The organism is Methanosarcina barkeri 3, from assembly GCF_000970305.1.
Classification (GTDB): Archaea; Halobacteriota; Methanosarcinia; order Methanosarcinales; family Methanosarcinaceae; genus Methanosarcina; species Methanosarcina barkeri_A.
The window spans coordinates 2,057,847-2,075,106 of record NZ_CP009517.1 but is presented as its reverse complement, the minus strand read 5'-3'; the positions used below and the strand labels follow the sequence as shown (position 1 = coordinate 2,075,106).

The 17,260-nt window shown below is 39.5% G+C and carries 13 protein-coding genes; 6 read left to right on the top strand and 7 right to left on the bottom strand.

Features of this window, described 5'->3' with window-relative positions; all coding sequences use genetic code 11:
- Window positions 1-36: 36 nt before the first annotated feature.
- The 4 genes from MSBR3_RS08295 to MSBR3_RS08280 all read right to left on the bottom strand — a co-directional run bounded on the left by MSBR3_RS08295 (window position 37) and on the right by MSBR3_RS08280 (window position 4,486).
- Window positions 37-1,839 (bottom strand): MFS transporter, encoded by a 1,803-nt coding sequence (locus MSBR3_RS08295; protein ID WP_048110218.1) that lies wholly within the window; start codon window positions 1,837-1,839, stop codon window positions 37-39.
- The gene (locus MSBR3_RS08290; RefSeq protein ID WP_080942251.1) at window positions 1,820-2,314 is read right to left on the bottom strand and encodes a PadR family transcriptional regulator; all 495 of its coding nucleotides are present in this window, start codon (window positions 2,312-2,314) and stop codon (window positions 1,820-1,822) included. The genes MSBR3_RS08295 and MSBR3_RS08290 overlap by 20 nt, the downstream gene beginning before the upstream one ends.
- A 330-nt stretch (window positions 2,315-2,644) precedes the next feature.
- Window positions 2,645-3,346 carry a hypothetical protein gene (locus MSBR3_RS08285; protein ID WP_048107498.1) on the bottom strand — a complete coding sequence of 234 codons (702 nt, stop codon included), beginning with the start codon at window positions 3,344-3,346 and terminating at the stop codon, window positions 2,645-2,647.
- A gap of 273 nt (window positions 3,347-3,619) precedes the next feature.
- The gene (locus MSBR3_RS08280; RefSeq protein ID WP_230627978.1) at window positions 3,620-4,486 is read right to left on the bottom strand and encodes a hypothetical protein; all 867 of its coding nucleotides are present in this window, start codon (window positions 4,484-4,486) and stop codon (window positions 3,620-3,622) included.
- Between the two features lie 543 nt (window positions 4,487-5,029).
- On the opposite strand from MSBR3_RS08280, the gene MSBR3_RS08275 reads away from it, so the two are divergent.
- A complete protein-coding gene (locus MSBR3_RS08275) occupies window positions 5,030-5,452 on the top strand; it encodes a GNAT family N-acetyltransferase (protein WP_048107496.1) in 423 nt (140 codons plus the stop codon).
- A 253-nt stretch (window positions 5,453-5,705) separates the two neighbouring features.
- Here MSBR3_RS08275 and MSBR3_RS08270 read toward each other — a convergent pair whose 3' ends face one another.
- Window positions 5,706-7,628, bottom strand: a complete 1,923-nt coding sequence (locus tag MSBR3_RS08270) for a PINc/VapC family ATPase (protein ID WP_048107495.1) — start codon at window positions 7,626-7,628, stop codon at window positions 5,706-5,708.
- Window positions 7,629-8,303: 675 nt separating this feature from the next.
- Here MSBR3_RS08270 and MSBR3_RS08265 point away from each other — a divergent pair.
- The gene (locus tag MSBR3_RS08265) at window positions 8,304-8,741 is read left to right on the top strand and encodes a hypothetical protein (protein WP_048107494.1); all 438 of its coding nucleotides are present in this window, start codon (window positions 8,304-8,306) and stop codon (window positions 8,739-8,741) included.
- A 390-nt stretch (window positions 8,742-9,131) separates the two neighbouring features.
- Here the strand turns inward: MSBR3_RS08265 and hisI are convergent, their stop codons facing one another.
- Window positions 9,132-9,500, bottom strand: a complete 369-nt coding sequence (gene hisI / locus MSBR3_RS08260) for a phosphoribosyl-AMP cyclohydrolase (protein WP_048107493.1) — start codon at window positions 9,498-9,500, stop codon at window positions 9,132-9,134.
- A gap of 108 nt (window positions 9,501-9,608) precedes the next feature.
- Window positions 9,609-11,588, bottom strand: coding sequence for an amylo-alpha-1,6-glucosidase (locus MSBR3_RS08255; protein ID WP_048107492.1), 1,980 nt, complete (start codon window positions 11,586-11,588; stop codon window positions 9,609-9,611).
- A gap of 171 nt (window positions 11,589-11,759) precedes the next feature.
- Here MSBR3_RS08255 and MSBR3_RS08250 point away from each other — a divergent pair, with 171 nt between their 5' ends.
- The 4 genes from MSBR3_RS08250 to MSBR3_RS08235 all read left to right on the top strand — a co-directional run bounded on the left by MSBR3_RS08250 (window position 11,760) and on the right by MSBR3_RS08235 (window position 17,056).
- Entirely contained in the window at window positions 11,760-12,914 is a 1,155-nt protein-coding gene (locus MSBR3_RS08250; RefSeq protein WP_048107491.1) for a hypothetical protein, read from the top strand.
- 287 nt (window positions 12,915-13,201) lie between these two features.
- On the top strand, window positions 13,202-13,522 hold the full coding sequence (locus MSBR3_RS08245) for a HesB/IscA family protein (RefSeq protein ID WP_048107490.1): 321 nt from the start codon (window positions 13,202-13,204) through the stop codon (window positions 13,520-13,522).
- Between the two features lie 72 nt (window positions 13,523-13,594).
- Window positions 13,595-13,957, top strand: a complete 363-nt coding sequence (locus tag MSBR3_RS08240) for a nascent polypeptide-associated complex protein (RefSeq protein WP_048107489.1) — start codon at window positions 13,595-13,597, stop codon at window positions 13,955-13,957.
- Between the two features lie 1,944 nt (window positions 13,958-15,901).
- Entirely contained in the window at window positions 15,902-17,056 is a 1,155-nt protein-coding gene (locus MSBR3_RS08235; protein WP_048110214.1) for a cation diffusion facilitator family transporter, read from the top strand.
- Window positions 17,057-17,260: the final 204 nt, after the last annotated feature.

Here is a 17,260-nt window from a genome sequence, read left to right as displayed (position 1 = left end):
TTAATTTCTTACTCGATCTTACTCGATATGCAAACATTAGGTCCGTGTTTCCTCTACTATTGCAAGATCACTTTTGTTAATACCGCTAACCGAGTTTTGAGCCTCGTACACATACTTTTGTCCTCTCATTGCCGACAGCACTGCAGCTATACCACAGAGTACAGCCCCGATTATGAACGAAATCCGCAGCGCTGGCATGAATGCCTGTTGCAATGTCTGTGGGAACCAGTAGTTGCTTGTCAGTGTTGTCACTATTTGTTGCGGTATTCCACTGACGACACTCGAGCTCATGGAGCTGAGGATTGAATCCATAGGGTTGTAGCCTAAGAAGGCAGAAAACAACGCATTTGTCGGTGACATGCCGGCTAGATAACTGGCGAGTTGCTGCAAAGCCGGGTCAATCTGTCCAGATCCGAGACTTGCAAACGAGCTTTGAACCGCACCTGGAAAAGCCTGTTGAATTCCCACAATCACGATAGTAAAGAATACTGACATACTCAATGTACTTGCCGAGTTTCCCAGTGTTGATAACATACCCGATGCCACACCTCTGTTCTGAGGTGGCACGGAATTCATTATTGATGAGCTGTTAGGCGAAGCAAACATACCGTTGCCAATACCCATGAAGAAAATCAATATTCCCAGCTCCCAGTAGTCAAAGTTATATGGCAGCAGAGCAAGCCCTAAGAAAACAAGCGTAACTATAGTCATTCCTGCAGTTGCAATCCATCTAGGTCCGTATTTGTCCGAAAGCATTCCGGAGATCGGCCCCATGACCATAAAGCCGATAGTCATAGGTAACATATAGATACCTGCCCATAACGGTGTGTCCTCAAAGTTGTAACCATGAAGTGGCAGCCAGATTCCTTGCAGCAGAAGGATTAGCATAAACATAGCACCGCCTCGTGCAATAGCTGAAGTGAAACTGGCAAGACATCCATATGCAAAAGCTCTGATTTTGAAGAACTCCAGCCTGAACATAGGGTTCTTCACCTTGCTCTCTACGAATGGGAATGCGACCAGCAGTACGATTCCGATGCCTAATGCTGCCATTACCCAGGGGTTGCTCCAGCCCATTGCATCGGTTATACCATTATGCTCGTACGGCATCAGGGCATAAGTGACACCTATCAGAAGCGAGGTTAATCCGCCTACAAAAAGTAAGTTTCCCACAATATCGAGGCTGGTCCTGGCTGCCTTGAATGAAATATCTTTCATCTTCCAGTAAGACCACACTGTACCGAGAATAGCGAAGGGAATGTTAACCAGGAAAACATAGCGCCAGTTGTATGTTGCCAGTACGCCACCGAGCAGCAGACCAATGAACTGGCCGGACATAAAAGCAACCATATTTATGCCCAGGGCTTTTCCTCTTTCGCTGACCGGAAACGAGTCCGTAATTATGGCTGAGCCGTTTGCTATAGTAAATGCACTGCCTACAGCCTGTATAAGCCTGAAAATTATTAGCTCAAGTGCACCGGTATTACCTGTGCCAGGTGTCAGATAGAGTAATATTGAACCGATGGCGAATATCAGGAATCCCAGCCTGAAAAGTTTTACCCGACCATACATGTCAGCCAGCCGACCAATAGTCAGAAGCAATGTAGCAGTTATCAGGCCAAAACCCATAAGGAGCCACAGTAAGTATTGAAATGCACCTGGAGACATAGGGTTCATCTGGATGCCCTTGAATATCGCAGGCAGCGATATCAGGATGATGCTACCGTTGATAGAACCCATTAATGATGCTAAAGTCACATTGAACAGTGCAACCCATTTGTATGCAATGCCCTTTTCATTATGATTTTCACTCAAATTATTACCTTCCGTTTTTATCATTTTCTTTTTCTTCTTCTTTTTCTTCTTCTTCTTCTTCTCCTTGATTCCGGAAGTCACAGTCATGCGCCGCCTCAGATTTCTGGTTACCATTCCAGGTATCGTCGTCTTTCATCTCGGCATCACTGTTATCGTCACCTTCAATCACATTGTTGACGATTCGGGACATTTCGTTCAGGAGTTCAAGTTTTTCCTGTGTCATACGGTCCAGTCCTGCCATCCCTTTTGGGGTGATCGTGTAGACTTTCCTGCGTTCAATCCCCTCGCTCCGGATGAAACCTTTTGACTCAAGTTTCTCCAGAATTGGGTAGATAGAGCCTGCACTCGGAGTCCATCGCCCGTTTGAGCGGAGCTCGACCGTCTTGATGATGTCATAACCATGAGTAGGGTTCTCTTTAATAATTTTCAGCACGACATACTTGAGAAAAGCTCGCCTGATTTCCGTACACATTTTATTATTGTCGGTGCTTTCTTCCATAACTCGCACTCCGATATATTGGTAAACGATATATCGGTAGGCGACATAGTATATATCTTTTTGGTAACTGCCAGGTCACATAAAAATAGTCGGATTATAATGGTTTTGAAGTGATAAACATACGAGGTAACTGATAATGAAAAAAAGAAAAAATATGATCATTTATTACTAACTAAGATAATAAAAAGGAAATTATTAGTGCAGTTTTACCCGGACTGAGTAGTGACTAAAGTCCTAGCATTTACAAGTGATTTTATGCCCCTTTTAATCGTCTCTGATCCACTTAACCTTAATGAAGACAAGTATGACAAATTCAAGCACATGTATCAATTATGCATACATGCAATCGTCGTTTAAACGTTTTGATGTAAATAACTTGGTTATTATTGGCAAATCGGTATTCTTCACGACAAACAATTCGCTTTTACCAAAACGTACACAGCCTTTGTGTATACTGTAGTTCACTCCTCCTGATTTTAACCTATTCCTTGCTTCATCAAAGTGTTTGTAAGGGACTTGCAAAACTGTGATGTCGGAAGAATTCACTTTTAATATACATTCACTGTACGCTTTGTTAAGGTTGCAGTTTTTTTGTTTCGATATTATTTCAGTTATTATAGTTTCAGCTTCGGTTTTATCCGGAAATACTTTGTCTGCAAACTTCCTGAACTCATCAACAGTTACAAAGATCACAGGAAGCCAGCACTTAATTTGAGTGTTACTTTCAGAAATATCCCAGGCGAGTGGCAAATCTGGAATATTGCCTGAGAAATGTTCGAAAAGAATACTCATGCAAGGTACCGGAATAAGTTCTCTCTTTTCAATTAATGCATTCAATGCCATGGATACTGGTTCTGAAAGTCCAAAAGCATGTAAAACATTTCGTTGCTCAGGGTCGGATAAAGTATATTCTCCCTTCCCGAAAGTTTTAGATAAATCAGTACTTGTTGCAAATCCTGCACTTTCTATATAACAGAGAATCTGTTGTTGTAAAGGGCATGATTTTATTATATCAGCCAGGTCGTCATTCATCTTCTAAATTCCCCCAAATTTTCTAAACATCAATTAGAGTGAAAGCTTCATTATTAGATTACAGACTGAGTAAATTGCAGACTGAGTAAACTGCAGTCCCATTCTGGTATTTGGAATGATCATGTAAAGAAACAAATTCGAAGTTGGATTTATTGGGCCACCTGCAAACGATATATAGCATAATAAGCGAGATTGTAAGAGCGAACATTGGGATAAAACAATAAAACAGCATTTTTGAACATAGTTTAAATGTTAAAGACTTTTCTTTCGATTTCATAACCTGTCTGTCAGTACTTTCTTCCTGCGATTGGCCATGTAAAACTTCATTAAAACGGCTCCTGCGAGCAGTATAGCAAGCCCGGTAGAGAAATAAGGAGATTTTATGACATCCCATCTACCGGACCAGACAAGAAATCCGGTAAGGAAAAGCGCTGAAGATCCTGCAATTCCTGAGACTTCAAAAGGAATTTTCATAGAGCCAAGGGTGAGCCTGTTCTGGTTTTCGATGACTTCGATACGGGGCTCAAGTTCTTTTATATATTCACTTTTTGCATCTTGCTGAACCTTAAGAGTACGAAATTCCATACCCAGCTTTTCGATTTCTGGTTTGAGGTTATTATGAGTTAAATTTGAAAGCTCGGATAGAGCAGCTTGAAGGGAATGGAGGCTTTCTGAGAGGTTTGAAAAAGCCTCATTTATGCTCCTGGTTTTATAATCAGCTCCGGACACACCTGAGGAATTTTCCTCAGAAAACGTAGAAAGATTAGAAGGCCTGCCCGAAGGAAGTACTGCACTGGACTCAAAACTTGAAACATTTCCTTCCGAAATTGGAGGAACAAAATCCGAAAAAGAAGAATTTCCACTAATAGAAGCCTCAGGAGAAACCGACGGTATCTGTGAAAAAATTGAGGAGCTCGCAGCAGTACTTCCTGCAATTTCTCCAGGGAAAAGCCCTGAGAAATTTCCTGAAAAAACTCTACCAGCTTGCAGCTCGGAAGAAGCCTCCATAGAAAGACGTCTCTCAACTGCTCGGAGTCGTTTTTCAAAGCTTCTTATGCTCTGATCAAAAACCTCAATTCTTCCCTGCAAATCATCCCTAACTTCCGGATCTGCCTGATGTAACTTATTCAATTGGACCATTACCCCCTATAATTTTGCACTACAGAATCAGGCACCAGACTATATAAAATTTTTGAGGTTCATATGTTGTTAAGATTAATAAAACAAAAAGTCAGAACCAGAAAAGGAGAATGAAAAAGGAACGAAAATAGAAGAATAACAGAAAGGAGGAAAAATCAAACTTAATGTGGAAAAAGAAAAATAACAAAAAAAGGAAAATAAAACATAATTATAAAAAATTGAAAGTGAATCTAGAAATATAACGTAAAAAAGGGAAAAGTATCTCGAAAGGAATAAAACAGAGAGATTAAAAAGTACTGTAATCCCTCAATAATCAGTTGATATTTTCCAGAGTACCCACACATTCGCTTTTCGCTCTCATTTTCTGCTTTGTGTATGCTCAGTTTTCTGTAAGCATGTAAGCGTAAAAAACAGATGTGAATGAGCAAAAATACTCAAACACAAAATATCAACTATCTATTAATTCACGACCAGGATTTGAAATATACCCGAAATTTATAATTTATATTTTCTTATACTATAACCTATTATTTGAGGGGTAGAATGGACCTGAAAACTCAATATGACTGCTTAAATATTGACTGGAATCGTGTATCTGAAATATTAAAAAAAGTTAATATGGCATCTTTTGAAGGAGATGTGCATAAGAGGTGCTTTGAAAATAGCCATACTGTTATATTTGTTTTTGATAACGAGAAACTAATTGGTTTTGGGCGTGCAATTTCAGATGGAATATATCAAGCTGCAATTTATGATGTAGCGGTACTGCCTGAGTATCAGGGTAAAAAGATAGGCAGTTTAATTGTTGAACACATTTTGAACTCAATTCCGCAATGTAATTTTATATTATATGCTTCACCTGGAAAAGAACCGTTTTATGAGAAATTGAACTTTCGAAAAATGAAAACAGGAATGTCTTTGTTTCGATATCCAGAAATGATGCAGAAGAAAGGTTTTACTGAATAAATCAAAGTAAATCTAACTGACATCTCAAATGCTCTATCAAGCCTGTAATTTGGCGTGAAGGCGCTTGAAATAACTTTCATAATTTTGTGTGTTATTCAATGAATTTTATGTTCATTTAGCATGAAAATACGTGAGAATACCTCTCATGTGCTCCTTTCCTTCTTTTTTCACAAAAGTGCAGTTATTCTACCAATTATTTTGAGACGTTCTAAAACGCAAAAAATAAATAAATAAATAAATAAATAAATAAAGTTTAGATCAGCCTGATTTCAATCGACCCTCCCCTGTCCTGAGCTTCCAGAATCTCAGATGCAAGATCCGAGTTTGCCCTGAGTTTCACATCTCCATGCCGGCTTACTGTTGCACTGAACAGATACTGGTCTTCAAGATAAATTTCCACATCCTTTCCTGCAAGTTCCGGCGCCCCAAGAATAAGGTGTTTCTTATCTCTTTCTATGAAAGGATGAACAGAAGAAACACCGGGCTCCTCCTCAAAGCTCGTTGTCCTCCGTTTCTCTCGGAGAGTTCTGCTTTCAGTTCCGTATTTCCTACCTTTTGCAGCTCTTTGGGTTTCTAATTCCATTTCTCTTACGTCAATATGTAGACCAAGGACATTTTCGATCCGGTCAATAACATTCCCACCTTTGCCAATGACTTTTCGCACCTCATCTTCCCGAACCTTTACAATTGCACTGTCGTCTGAAGTCACTTCAACTTCAACCGGGCCGGAGGCGTACCTGCTAATAACATTTCTTATCTCTTCTTCCGCAAGCTTCCAGGCAGGTTTCCTAAGTTCTGTAGGAGGCCCTACTGGCATAACAACAACCTGTTCCCCATAGGTATAGATCTCATATTCTACTCTTCGGGTCTCAAAATCGGCAATAACGATTACCGGTCTTGCCAGATCCTGTTCGGTCATTCCATGAGGAACTTTGACAGTAAACTCAAGTACCAGAACCTTTGCCACTTCTCCTTTATCAATGAAAATGACAGTATCCACTACCTGGGGGATTACACCCAGTTCAACCCTTCCGATCAGGCGTTGAATTGCGTCAACTGCCCTGGTTGCATGTACTACTCCGATCATTCCCACGCCTGCAAGCCGCATATCCGCAAAAATCAGGAAATCACCGGTCTTCCGGACTTCATCATAAATCGTATAATCCGGTCTGACCAGGAGCAAAAGGTCCGCAGTATCTTCCATCCTGCCATTCAAAGGTGAATACTGGGTGATTTCAGGAGGCACCTGGAGGTCTCTTGGAGACTCCATTGTTTTAACTACCTGTCCGCGGTCATTAAGGTATCGGGCAACTCCTGCAGCAAAAGTAGACTTTCCAGCTCCAGGAGGGCCGGCAATAAGAATACCACGCTGGCTTACAATTCGTTCTTTGAGCTTGTCACTCAGCCGGTAGTGCTCAAGATCCACAATTACGGTCGGCCTTACAATCGTAATTTCCATGTCATCGGAAAAAGGCGGGTGAGCAATCGCAATTCTCATATTCCTGATTTGCAGGACTGTAGCTCCGCTTGAAGACATCTCGATAAAAGATTCGGGGTCCAATCTTGCCCTTTCAATAAGTTCCCTCGAGATACTTGAAAGCTCTGCAGAAGTAGCAGGCTCATCACGGATTTTTATGTAATGTATATCCCCTACAGGTCCTTTCTTGGCCATAGGGGAAACTCCGTTTTTAAGATGTACGGACATTGTATCTTCCGTGAAAAAACGCTCTACTTTGAGAGGCGAAAGTTCGGATGGATCCGGGACTTTAGGATGCATGTACTCGACATTAAGTCCCTTGGCTTCAGCTATAAGGGACTGTACCCTGTCCTCACTTAAAAATAGCCCTCCGACCTCAGTAGCTGTGCTTCGGATAAGAGCATCTACTCTGCCCTCTTTAGAGAGCTTGATCTCCTCAAGAGTGGGCTGAACCCCACTGAATTGAAGAAAAATTTCGTCTCTCTCTGCCAGCTTGCGAAGTTCCAGAAGCTCTTCAAGCCCTTTAAATCCTATTTCCCTGCCCTTATTTGCCTGGGCTTCAAGTTCCGAGACCACAGCTTCGGGAATAATGATCTCAGCACCCCTGAAATCCCCGCTTCTAATGCGGGACGAAAGTCTTCCGTCAATAATCACGCTTGTGTCCGGAACGATTCTCCATATCCGCTTCTCATCAGCCATATAAATGGATATAGAGCCGAGAAGTATATAATAAAACTTCTGGCAATTTTATTTAGAAGAACGAAGCCAGAAAATGGTGTTTATAATTGGTATTCTTTCTGCATAAAGAAACTTTTGTAAATCTGAAGCTGATTCTTATGTTGTCATTACTATACTCAGGACTAGTAATCTATTCCGGTATAAACTTAAATTAACCAGTTAAAATTTATATTAAATACAAAGCCTAAATAATAATATTTTATACTATAAATATATAAGTCTAAAATTAAATAATAATAAATTATCTTAAATTATAAAAAAGATAAATTTTACGATAAATATTTACAATAATATAAAGATTTAAATTTTAAAATTGTTTCTTTGATAAATATAATAGTTTATCAAAGATTTAATTCGATTTGGAGTACAAAAAGACCATATTCAATTAATATTGGTTTCTAATTTATATTTCTCTAATTATTATATCTGCTGGATAATAATAAACTAACGATACAATAAAAAATCACTTTTATCGGCAAATAATGAAGGAATATAGTTTACTAATCAGGTAGTCTTTCAGAAACGCACGCAGATTATTGATTTTTAAACCAATCAAATTTGCCCGTAAATAGTGAATTTAACAACCAGTGAAATTGGTATTGTATCTGACTCAGCAGAACGATGGAGATGATATAGATGAGAGAACAAAAATTTAACAAAATAAAGAAGACAATCTTTATTTTGTTGGCTGTCTTTTTGGTAGTATCATTGACAGCTGCATCAGCAAGTGCATGGTACTCAAAGACTAGTGACGGAAAATGTAAAGTGGTAGCTAAAGAGGAGGTTAAAAAAGCTAAAGAAAAGCCTGTTAAAGAGGTAGTAAAAGAAAAGGCTGCTAAAAAAGTAGTAAAAGAAGAGGCTGCTAAAAAAGTAGTAAAAGAAAAAGCTGTTGAAAAAGTAGTAAAAGAAAAGGTGGTTAAACAAGCAGTTAGAGAAAGGGTATTTGATCGAAAGGTATGTTATGAAAAGCTAGACAAAAATCTGTTAGAATTCACAGAGAGTTACTGGTTCTGCACCGCCCGGGGAGGCAATTGTGGAAATTGCTGCTTCGGTAACAATTGGGGTGACTGTTGAGACTGTTAATTGTTTACAAGTCTAACCATGGACTTTGCTGTAGACAAATTTATACCAGTAACGATCCATTTGTATACTGCACATCGGACTGCAGAAACAGTGAGACTCTAAAAACATTGGAGTCTCTCTTGATAGGACTTATGCAGATTGATAGGACTTATGCAGATTGATAGGACTTATGCAGATTGATAGGACTTATGCAGATTGATAGGACTTACGCAGTAAATGAACTAAAGTACAAAGCAGCTCTGTATTAAGCATTGTGTGAAGTACATTTTAAGGTTCCATGCCACTTTTTTGGGTTTAACTACGTAAGTCCTATACATAAAAATATAAAAATGGAAAGAGAAGCAGGTATATTATATTTCTTAAATTTTAATTTTTCAAATTTTAAGGTTTATACACATCATCAGGCTCAAAGACTTTTTCTCCCACAATCTCTCCATCAAGATTCCGATAAAAACAGGATCTGTACCCCATATGGCAGGCTCCCCCAACCTGTTCCACGAGCAGAAGGAGAGAATCCATGTCACAGTCAACTCTAATTTCTTTTACTTTCTGTACATGCCCTGAAGTCTCTCCTTTTTTCCATAACTGCTGTCTGCTCCTGCTCCAGAAGTGGGCGATTCCTGTCTCGACAGTCTTTTCAAGAGCTTCTCGATTCATATAGGCGCACATTAGTACCTCCCTGCTAAGCTGGTCCTGAACCACAGCAAGGATAAGACCCTTTTCAGATTTCAAAGCATCAAAATCAATCATGGGGGATAGATTGCAACACAAGTATAAAAAAGAGAGGGCATTAGATCTTGAGCGTGCATTAGATCTTAAGTGATCCAGAAGAGAAGAAACTAAACCTGGCTCTCTTCTTCAGGGTTTGATTCCAAGTACGTCTTCAACGTACGCTCTGAGAATTTCAGCAACGCTCCAGGCCTGAGCAATGCAGCCCCCTGGAGTGTAAGGGTAATCGCCATCAAATATTTCGGAAATTGTGCCTACACCTGCAGCTTTAAGGTGAGTATCAAAACCTTGCAGGAGAGCACGCATATCTTCAAGACTTTCTTTTGAATAATTGTGGACTTTCCGGTAAGCTTTCACATACGCTCCAAGGAGCCAGGGCCAGGCTGTCCCGTTGTGATAGGCCGCATCCCTGGTTACTGCATCTCCGTGACAATGTCCTTTATATAACGGGTTATCAGTCGAAAGTGTTCTAAGTCCAAAAGGAATCAGGAGATCTTTTTCAACTCTGTCTACGATTGCTTTTTCTTTTTCAGGGGAAAGAACAGTATAAGGTAGGGACACGGCAAAGATCTGATTAGGTCGGATTGCAGGGTCTTTAATCTCGTTACCTGTTTCATCGTTATATACCAGGTCAAAGAGGCAATTAGTTTCCGAATTCCAGAAGACATTCTCAAAATTTGAAGCTACACCGGCTGCAAGAGTTTCATATGAAGAAATATTTTTTCCTAAGTGAGTGCCCAGATTGGAAGTCGTTTTCAGGGCATTATACCAGAGAGCATTGATTTCGCAAGCTTTACCTGCCCTGGGTGTCACTGCTTGTTCCCCGATTTTGGCATCCATCCAGGTTAGCTGAGGCCCCTGCTGGATAAGATAATCCGAGTCCATGCCTATCCCAAAGTCCGTACCCTTACGGTAATTCTCTATGATCTCCTCCAGGGTATCCCAGACGTCAGAGATAAAAAGAAAATCTTTCGTATATGCGAAATATCGGCCCACAGTGTGAATAAACCAGAGAGAAGCGTCTACAGTGTTATAAATTGGTTCTCCTCCGAGTGCCAGGAAAGCGTTAGGGATCAGGCCTCTTTTACAATGTCTGGAAAAGTTTTTAAGAATGGATTTTGCCTCCTCAAAACGACGGGGAATTAAAAGCAGGCCAGGCATAGAGATCATGGTGTCTCGCCCCCAGTCCGAAAACCAATGATATCCTGCAATCACCGTGTTTTCACCTGAAGAAGGATTCTTCACTATAAAAGGGTCCGTTGCTCTGAGAAGTTTAAGAGCAAAGGGTTCGGTAAGTCTCGAATTAAAGGTGAGAAGGTTTTGTCGATATGTTTCTCTTGTATAGAATTCCTCAACCTGTTCGAGCGTTAGAGAAGAAATATCTTCGGTTGAAGCTGCAATGAAAAAGTGAGATGTGCCCAGTTTGAGTTTGATTTCAAAGTAACCCGGATTGAAATTATCTTCCTGGAAGTTGAGTCTTCTCTTCTTCTCAATATCATACTCAAAATTATAGTACCATTTAGGATCAGAGTGATAATTGAGATTTGATGAAAGCGAGAAGTTACAGCCGTTGGAGCTTTCCAATTTTACTCCTGCAGGAGTGGATTTCTGGGAAAAGGAAAGTTCTCCTGAGCGAACAGTGTAATGGAAATTTCTAGAATTTACCAGCGGAAAGATTCTTAGCAGAGCTCCTTCTCTTCTAGATCTGATGTCATAGAGAATGCAGGTTGTATTGCTGTCGTGAACCATGAAAATCTTTTTCTTTATGGTAAAATCGCCGGACTGGTAGACCCAGAGAGGAAAAGGAACAAGGATGAATTTGGAGATGTAATTGAAGCCTGAAGGGAAAACAGTGTCAGGATACTTATGGGTTGCAAGCCTATAAACTTCTTCGTTAATCGAAATTTCTTCATCAAGGGAAGAAAGCAACACAAATCTTCCAGGAGATTTTTCCGGAGATGCCACAAGCAGTCCATGATAGGTTCTTGTATTTGCCCCTATTACCGTAGATGAGGCATAACCCCCGAGTCCGTTTCCTACAATCCACTCTTTCTTTATCCCTTCCTCGTATGTGGAAAAGGAATCCGCTCCAAACTTGATTCCACTCATAATATATCTGGTTAGGACTTAATTTATTAAATATTTGTATCCCTGGAAGTAAGAGTTGAGGAAATCCAAGAAGTGAAAAAAAGCCAGATTATAATAAAAATATCAAGTTATTAAGTTTCAAATGTAATCATAAACTATTTTAGCTGTGCAGGATATAAGAAAGTGAGAATCATGAAGCAAGACCTTTTAGAAATCCTTGTTGATATTTTCAAATCTTCTGGATATAATACCACAATATCCAGCCAGTTTGACATTTTTGTGGAAAAAAACAGGCATAAGGCTTATGTTAGATATGCCCTGCAGCCAGATTGCGAGGACATAAAAGCCTTTTCAGAAAAGATAGGGGACTGTACAGGAATCTATGTAATGACCCGGAAAGGGCCTGAAGAATTAATCAGTTATGCAACTGAATTTGGGATCTATATTTGGGACAGGGATGAGCTGGCCCTTCAAATCGGAAGAGCGGTTCTTGTAAATCTTGAACAGGAAGCAAATACTTCGTATTCTGAACACGGGAACCAAATATCAAGTGAAGTACGAGATCAGTACAAGCAAACAATTTTCGAATCACCTGTCGAAAACTGGAAATTAAAAGAAGGGTCCAGAGGGGAGTCCTATTTTGACGGAGATCTCTTGCCTATTCAGGAACAGCAGTCAGAGGCCACAAAAAATTCTATCGAAAATCAATCTCTGACAGAGAGATTTGAAGAGAGAAAAAACTTAAGGAAGCAAGAACAGGCTGAGGTCTCAGAAACCGAATCATACGAAATGGTGAATATACGGTCGGTAGAGCCAAGGATTTCTAAAAATCAGGCTATTATTATCGCAAAACCCTATCTAATCAATCCTAAGGATGCAATTTTAAAGTTTGTACCTTTCTGGAAGTATAAATACAATGTTGAAGCGGAAAAACGCTTCAGGTCAAAAGTTCTAAGTATTGTCGGAAAGGGAAATGGCCTTCTTAACGCTCTAAATAAGTCAAAGGAAGAGATGGAAATTGAAGGGCTTAGTACACCTACGAAGGTTCCTGCCGTGCAGTATGAGTTAAAAAGACCAATTGTAGATAAAAAACAGGCAGAAAAGATTCTTCTGGACTTTATTAAAGAGGAGAATACACGCGAGATACGTTTTAACAATACGGAAGGACAGGCCGTTATATATGAGCACAGGAGTATCGGTCCCAGGTCTGATGAGATACAACTCGATATCGAGCTTGTGTATATCCCTGTCTGGGAAGTTAAAGGGAAACGTAACTCTCTGGAGATCAATGCTTATAATGCAAAGGTTCTTGAGGAGCCTGTTGATGAAGATGCCGAATTTCTATGAATCGAAAACCTGAAAAAGTATTGGAAGAAAAATATATAATATAGAAAATATATTTTTATATACTGGCAGAACAGGATTTCTTGAAAAAGAATCCGGATCCTATCCTTCCAGATTCCTGTGAAAAAGTCTTTTCAGGAAAAAGCGCAATTTTACTATAAGCTTTATATTTGTTCGATGAAAGAGTATATAACGTTTGGAAATTATCTTTCAGCTGTAACGGATGGCATCTTATAGGAAATAAAACCATAAATATTTCATAAATATGAAACATAAAAAGAGGTGCGTAAATGATAGAAGTAACAGACAGAGCTGCTGAAGAATTGAAAACACTGATTGAGCAGGAAGAGAAACCTGAGCTTGCTCTCAGAATTTTTGTTGCCGGGGTTGCCTGCAGTGGAGTTCAGTATGGCTTAGCCTTTGACGATGAACTTGGTGAAGATGATGTGACTATGGAAAGTAACGGGATTAAACTCGTTATGGCAAAAGATATCGAAAGAAGCTTCTCTGAGGGCAGTATTGACTTTGTTGAGGACGAAAACGGAAAAGGATTCCTTATCCGTAATCCAAGTGCCGGCGGTGGATGCGGTACCTGTGGCGGATGCCATTAAATAAAGTAAAATTGCGCTGAGTTATCGAACCCAAACCTGAAAAATAAAATAAAACAAAGGAGAAGCAAGTCTATGTTCCCAGGAATGGGAGGGGTAGGGGGCCGGGGAATGAACCCGGCTAAAATGAAGCAGATGATGAAACAGATGGGAATTGACGTTAAAGAACTCAAGGATGTTCAGGAAGTAGTCATAAAGACTGCGGACTCTAATATCATTATAGAGAACGCAAATGTCACTATCATGAAAGTCCAGGGTTCGGAAACATACCAGATTGTAGGTGACGTAAAAGAAGTCCCGAAAGAACTGGAGATTCCTGCTGAAGATATAAAACTCGTAATGGAACAGACCGGTGTTTCTGAAGATGAAGCCCGGAAAGCCCTGCAGAGTTCGAATGGAGATCTGGCAGAAGCCATTGTGGCACTTTCTTCTGCCTGACTCCTTTTTTCATGGATTTTATAAGTTACTTTGCCGTAAATTTCGTAACTATTGTCCACTAGAGTTCAGCCACCTGAGTTTCGTTTTTGGAACAGAGCCCTTTTGCTCATTTTGCTCGTTCAAGAGGACCAAATTATGTGGAGAAACTGATTTTCAATTCATTCGGGATCTATTTTCCAAAATTTGTTTCGGATCACTCAGCAGTACTAATCACAATTTTTAAAAATTGCCCACAAATATTTTCAGAACCGATTTAATCAAAAACTACGTGGTCAACATGATCACAACCCTTTTTAAAAACTGCTTGACCGCAAACCCTTTTCAAAAAACTGCTTGACCGCAAACCCTTTTCAAAAAACTGCTTGACCGCAACCCTTTTCAAAAAGGCTTGACCGAAAACCACTGATAACGTTTAGATTTGAAAAACTTATCCCCTAACCCTATAGGCGTGATAAACCGGCGCAACGGTTTCGGGTCAACGGTTTCGGGTCAACGGTTTTGGAGGTTTGCTCGAGAGTTTGTACCCTCGAGCGACATTTGGTAAGGTATTACATGGTTTTTTACGTGATTTTTAGAGTTTTTTTATCAATTACATGTTTTTGGAGGTTTACTCAAGAGTATTTACCCTCAAGTCGTATTTGATAGATATTTGGAACCGGGTTGTGTTTTTTTAATTTTATTTTTAAGGCTGCCAATTTTCATTCTTCGTCAATTGCACTAACGTACCTGGGAAACAGGAGCATATAGTTTTCCTGATAAGATTTCCCATCTTGATTAATATCAAGAGTCCATATTATCTCAGGTGTTCTTGCTATTGATTTTCCTTGAATCGTCTAATTCCTCCGAACTTAATTTCATTTTATAATCTGCTCTTTAGAATTTGATCTTTTTAATCCTGGTGCACGTCTCCCGGGAGTGTTCAATCCCGGGACGAACACCAGCTTATTGCATGTCTGTTTGCTATAGAGGATTTAATTTTCCCATCTCTAACTAAACTCGAAAACTAAGTAAGGATATGGATTTGGGTAACATATCTTAGCTTCAGAGATAACATAAATATAAAAATAGAAGTATTACTTCCATATAAAATTCATTAGAAAACTTTCCAGAGATCTGTTGAAGTCTGCCGGTTTTTGTAGAAATAGGTAGATATAAAGGTTCCTGTCTCAGGGAGAAAAAAGTCGAATTTCACTAAACTGATGTATAGACATGACTTGAGTTGTATTCTCAGTTTTCCTTTCTATTTTTCATATTTTCAGGAATCTGTTTTTCATATTTACTCATATACCAGGGTAAATTCATCCTTTTTTATTTTCATTTTCGGAATTAGTTTTCTAAATGTCTCATAGTTTCATATCACATTGTAATGATTTGTAATAATAAAATTTCGGAACTTATTAAATAATTCTAATTTAGTCCACATATTAAAAACTAAAATATTTTATAAACTCATTAGTCCTGATAAAAACCCATATCGCAGTTAGTTATCAATCCAGAAGACAGTTTTAACCCTAATTTTTAGTAATAAATCTCCAGTTTTTTGTTTTTATAGAAAAATAACGTATAAACTGCTCTGGACTAAAAGTCCCTTTCTATGGCATTTATGCAGGAAAACGTATGAATCCCTGCATAAAAAAATATTTTCTAAAGATAAATACCTATTTATAAAAGCGTCTCCAAGTTTGTTTGAGAGCTTATCCCGTAAATCAAAGTTTGATCTTCAAGTTTAATCTTTCAGTAACCTAGTCTCTTAGTTGCCTAGTCTCTTAGTTGTCTAGTCTTTTAGTTGCCTAGTCTTTTAGTTGCCTAGTCTCTTAGTTGTCTAGCATTTCAGTAGTTAATTGAGCTTCTCATCTTTAGAGTCCAAGCCTGAATTTTTTAATAATCAGGATTGAAGTGGGGTTTAGGATAGGTTCGAAACAGAATACTAATCAAGGTGCCATTATGTCCGAAAAGAATTTCAATTCTCATCCTCAGGAAAAGGAAAGCAGTTCCGAACAGCCGTATGAGAATACTCGAAAGAGTGGACTTCTCAGTTTCCTCCGTCGTTTTCATGTTCATTCTCATGACCACTCCTGTACTCATTCCCAGGTACACTCTCATAAACACTCTCATGGGCACAGCCACACTCATGGGACCGTGGACCCTTCCATACTTGCTACTAATAAAGGTCTCTGGGCAGTAAAATGGTCGTTTATAGGGCTGATGATCACAGCCATTTTGCAGATTTTCATAGTTTTTATTTCAGGGAGTGTTGCCCTTCTTGCCGATACCATCCATAACTTCGGGGACGCGTCAACTGCAATTCCTCTTGCAATAGCTTTTTCCCTTGCCAGAAGAAAACCAAGCAAACGATTTTCCTACGGATACGGAAGGGTAGAGGATCTTGCAGGTATAATCATCGTTTTCCTTATCCTTTTCAGTGCGGCTGTTGCAGGTTATGAGTCCGTAAACCGCTTCTTGAACCCTCAGCCTGTAGAACATTTGCAGGCTGTAGTTATTGCCGCAATTATAGGCTGTGTCGGAAACGAGGTTGTGGCCCAGTTCAGGATGAAAGTCGGAAAGGAAATAGGAAGTGCAGCCCTTATTGCAGATGGATATCATGCCAGAATAGACGGTTTTACCAGCCTTGCAGTCCTTGTCGGAGCCATCGGTATCTGGCTTGGATATCCTATCATTGACCCTCTAATTGGAATGTTAATCACAATCAGTATTCTCAAAATAGTCGTTGACTCGAGCAAGCTCGTATTTACTCGCCTTCTTGATGGCGTTGAGCCTGAAGTTATTGATAATGTAAAGAACATTACTGAAAGTGTAGAAGGTGTCTGTGAAGTAACCGACCTTAGAGTACGCTGGATAGGACACCGGCTACATGCAGAGATCAATGCTTCAGTTTCGCCTTCTCTTTCAGTTGAGGAAGGACATGAAATCGCTAATGCTATAAGAGAAAAACTTCTTGAAAACTTCTCTTACCTTTCCGGCACCACTATCCATGTTGATCCTCTCACGGCCTCAGGAGAGTGCTGCCACTACGGGTCTGATAATTCGGAAATCCCGCATGGAAAACAGAAGCAGGTTTCAAGTGCCTGTTCCCAATAAGATTCTATGAAATTTTAGTTATTGGTGGCACTTTATTGTAAAAGTCTTATCCTTCTAAGGGACTGCATTAATTTCGTCATTAGGTTCTGGTGAACTTGCCTGAACCTTCAGGTTATTTTTTAAGTAAAAAACACGTTAATTTCTTCAAAATATTTATTTTGCCCTTTATCTCAATCGATTGGATATTGTAGCGAGAATTCTGTA

Bases quoted from the DNA above. Each gene is read 5' to 3' on its own strand.
- MSBR3_RS08245 (WP_048107490.1), top strand. From the start codon at position 13,202: ATGATAGAAGTAACAGACAGAGCTGCTGAAGAATTGAAAACACTGATT.
- MSBR3_RS08235 (WP_048110214.1), top strand. From the start codon at position 15,902: ATGTCCGAAAAGAATTTCAATTCTCATCCTCAGGAAAAGGAAAGCAGT.
- MSBR3_RS08265 (WP_048107494.1), top strand. From the start codon at position 8,304: ATGAGAGAACAAAAATTTAACAAAATAAAGAAGACAATCTTTATTTTG.
- MSBR3_RS08250 (WP_048107491.1), top strand. From the start codon at position 11,760: ATGAAGCAAGACCTTTTAGAAATCCTTGTTGATATTTTCAAATCTTCT.
- MSBR3_RS08240 (WP_048107489.1), top strand. From the start codon at position 13,595: ATGTTCCCAGGAATGGGAGGGGTAGGGGGCCGGGGAATGAACCCGGCT.
- MSBR3_RS08275 (WP_048107496.1), top strand. From the start codon at position 5,030: ATGGACCTGAAAACTCAATATGACTGCTTAAATATTGACTGGAATCGT.
- MSBR3_RS08280 (WP_230627978.1), bottom strand. From the start codon at position 4,486: ATGGTCCAATTGAATAAGTTACATCAGGCAGATCCGGAAGTTAGGGAT.
- MSBR3_RS08295 (WP_048110218.1), bottom strand. From the start codon at position 1,839: ATGATAAAAACGGAAGGTAATAATTTGAGTGAAAATCATAATGAAAAG.
- MSBR3_RS08255 (WP_048107492.1), bottom strand. From the start codon at position 11,588: ATGAGTGGAATCAAGTTTGGAGCGGATTCCTTTTCCACATACGAGGAA.
- MSBR3_RS08290 (WP_080942251.1), bottom strand. From the start codon at position 2,314: ATGGAAGAAAGCACCGACAATAATAAAATGTGTACGGAAATCAGGCGA.
- MSBR3_RS08285 (WP_048107498.1), bottom strand. From the start codon at position 3,346: ATGAATGACGACCTGGCTGATATAATAAAATCATGCCCTTTACAACAA.
- MSBR3_RS08270 (WP_048107495.1), bottom strand. From the start codon at position 7,628: ATGGCTGATGAGAAGCGGATATGGAGAATCGTTCCGGACACAAGCGTG.
- hisI (WP_048107493.1), bottom strand. From the start codon at position 9,500: ATGATTGATTTTGATGCTTTGAAATCTGAAAAGGGTCTTATCCTTGCT.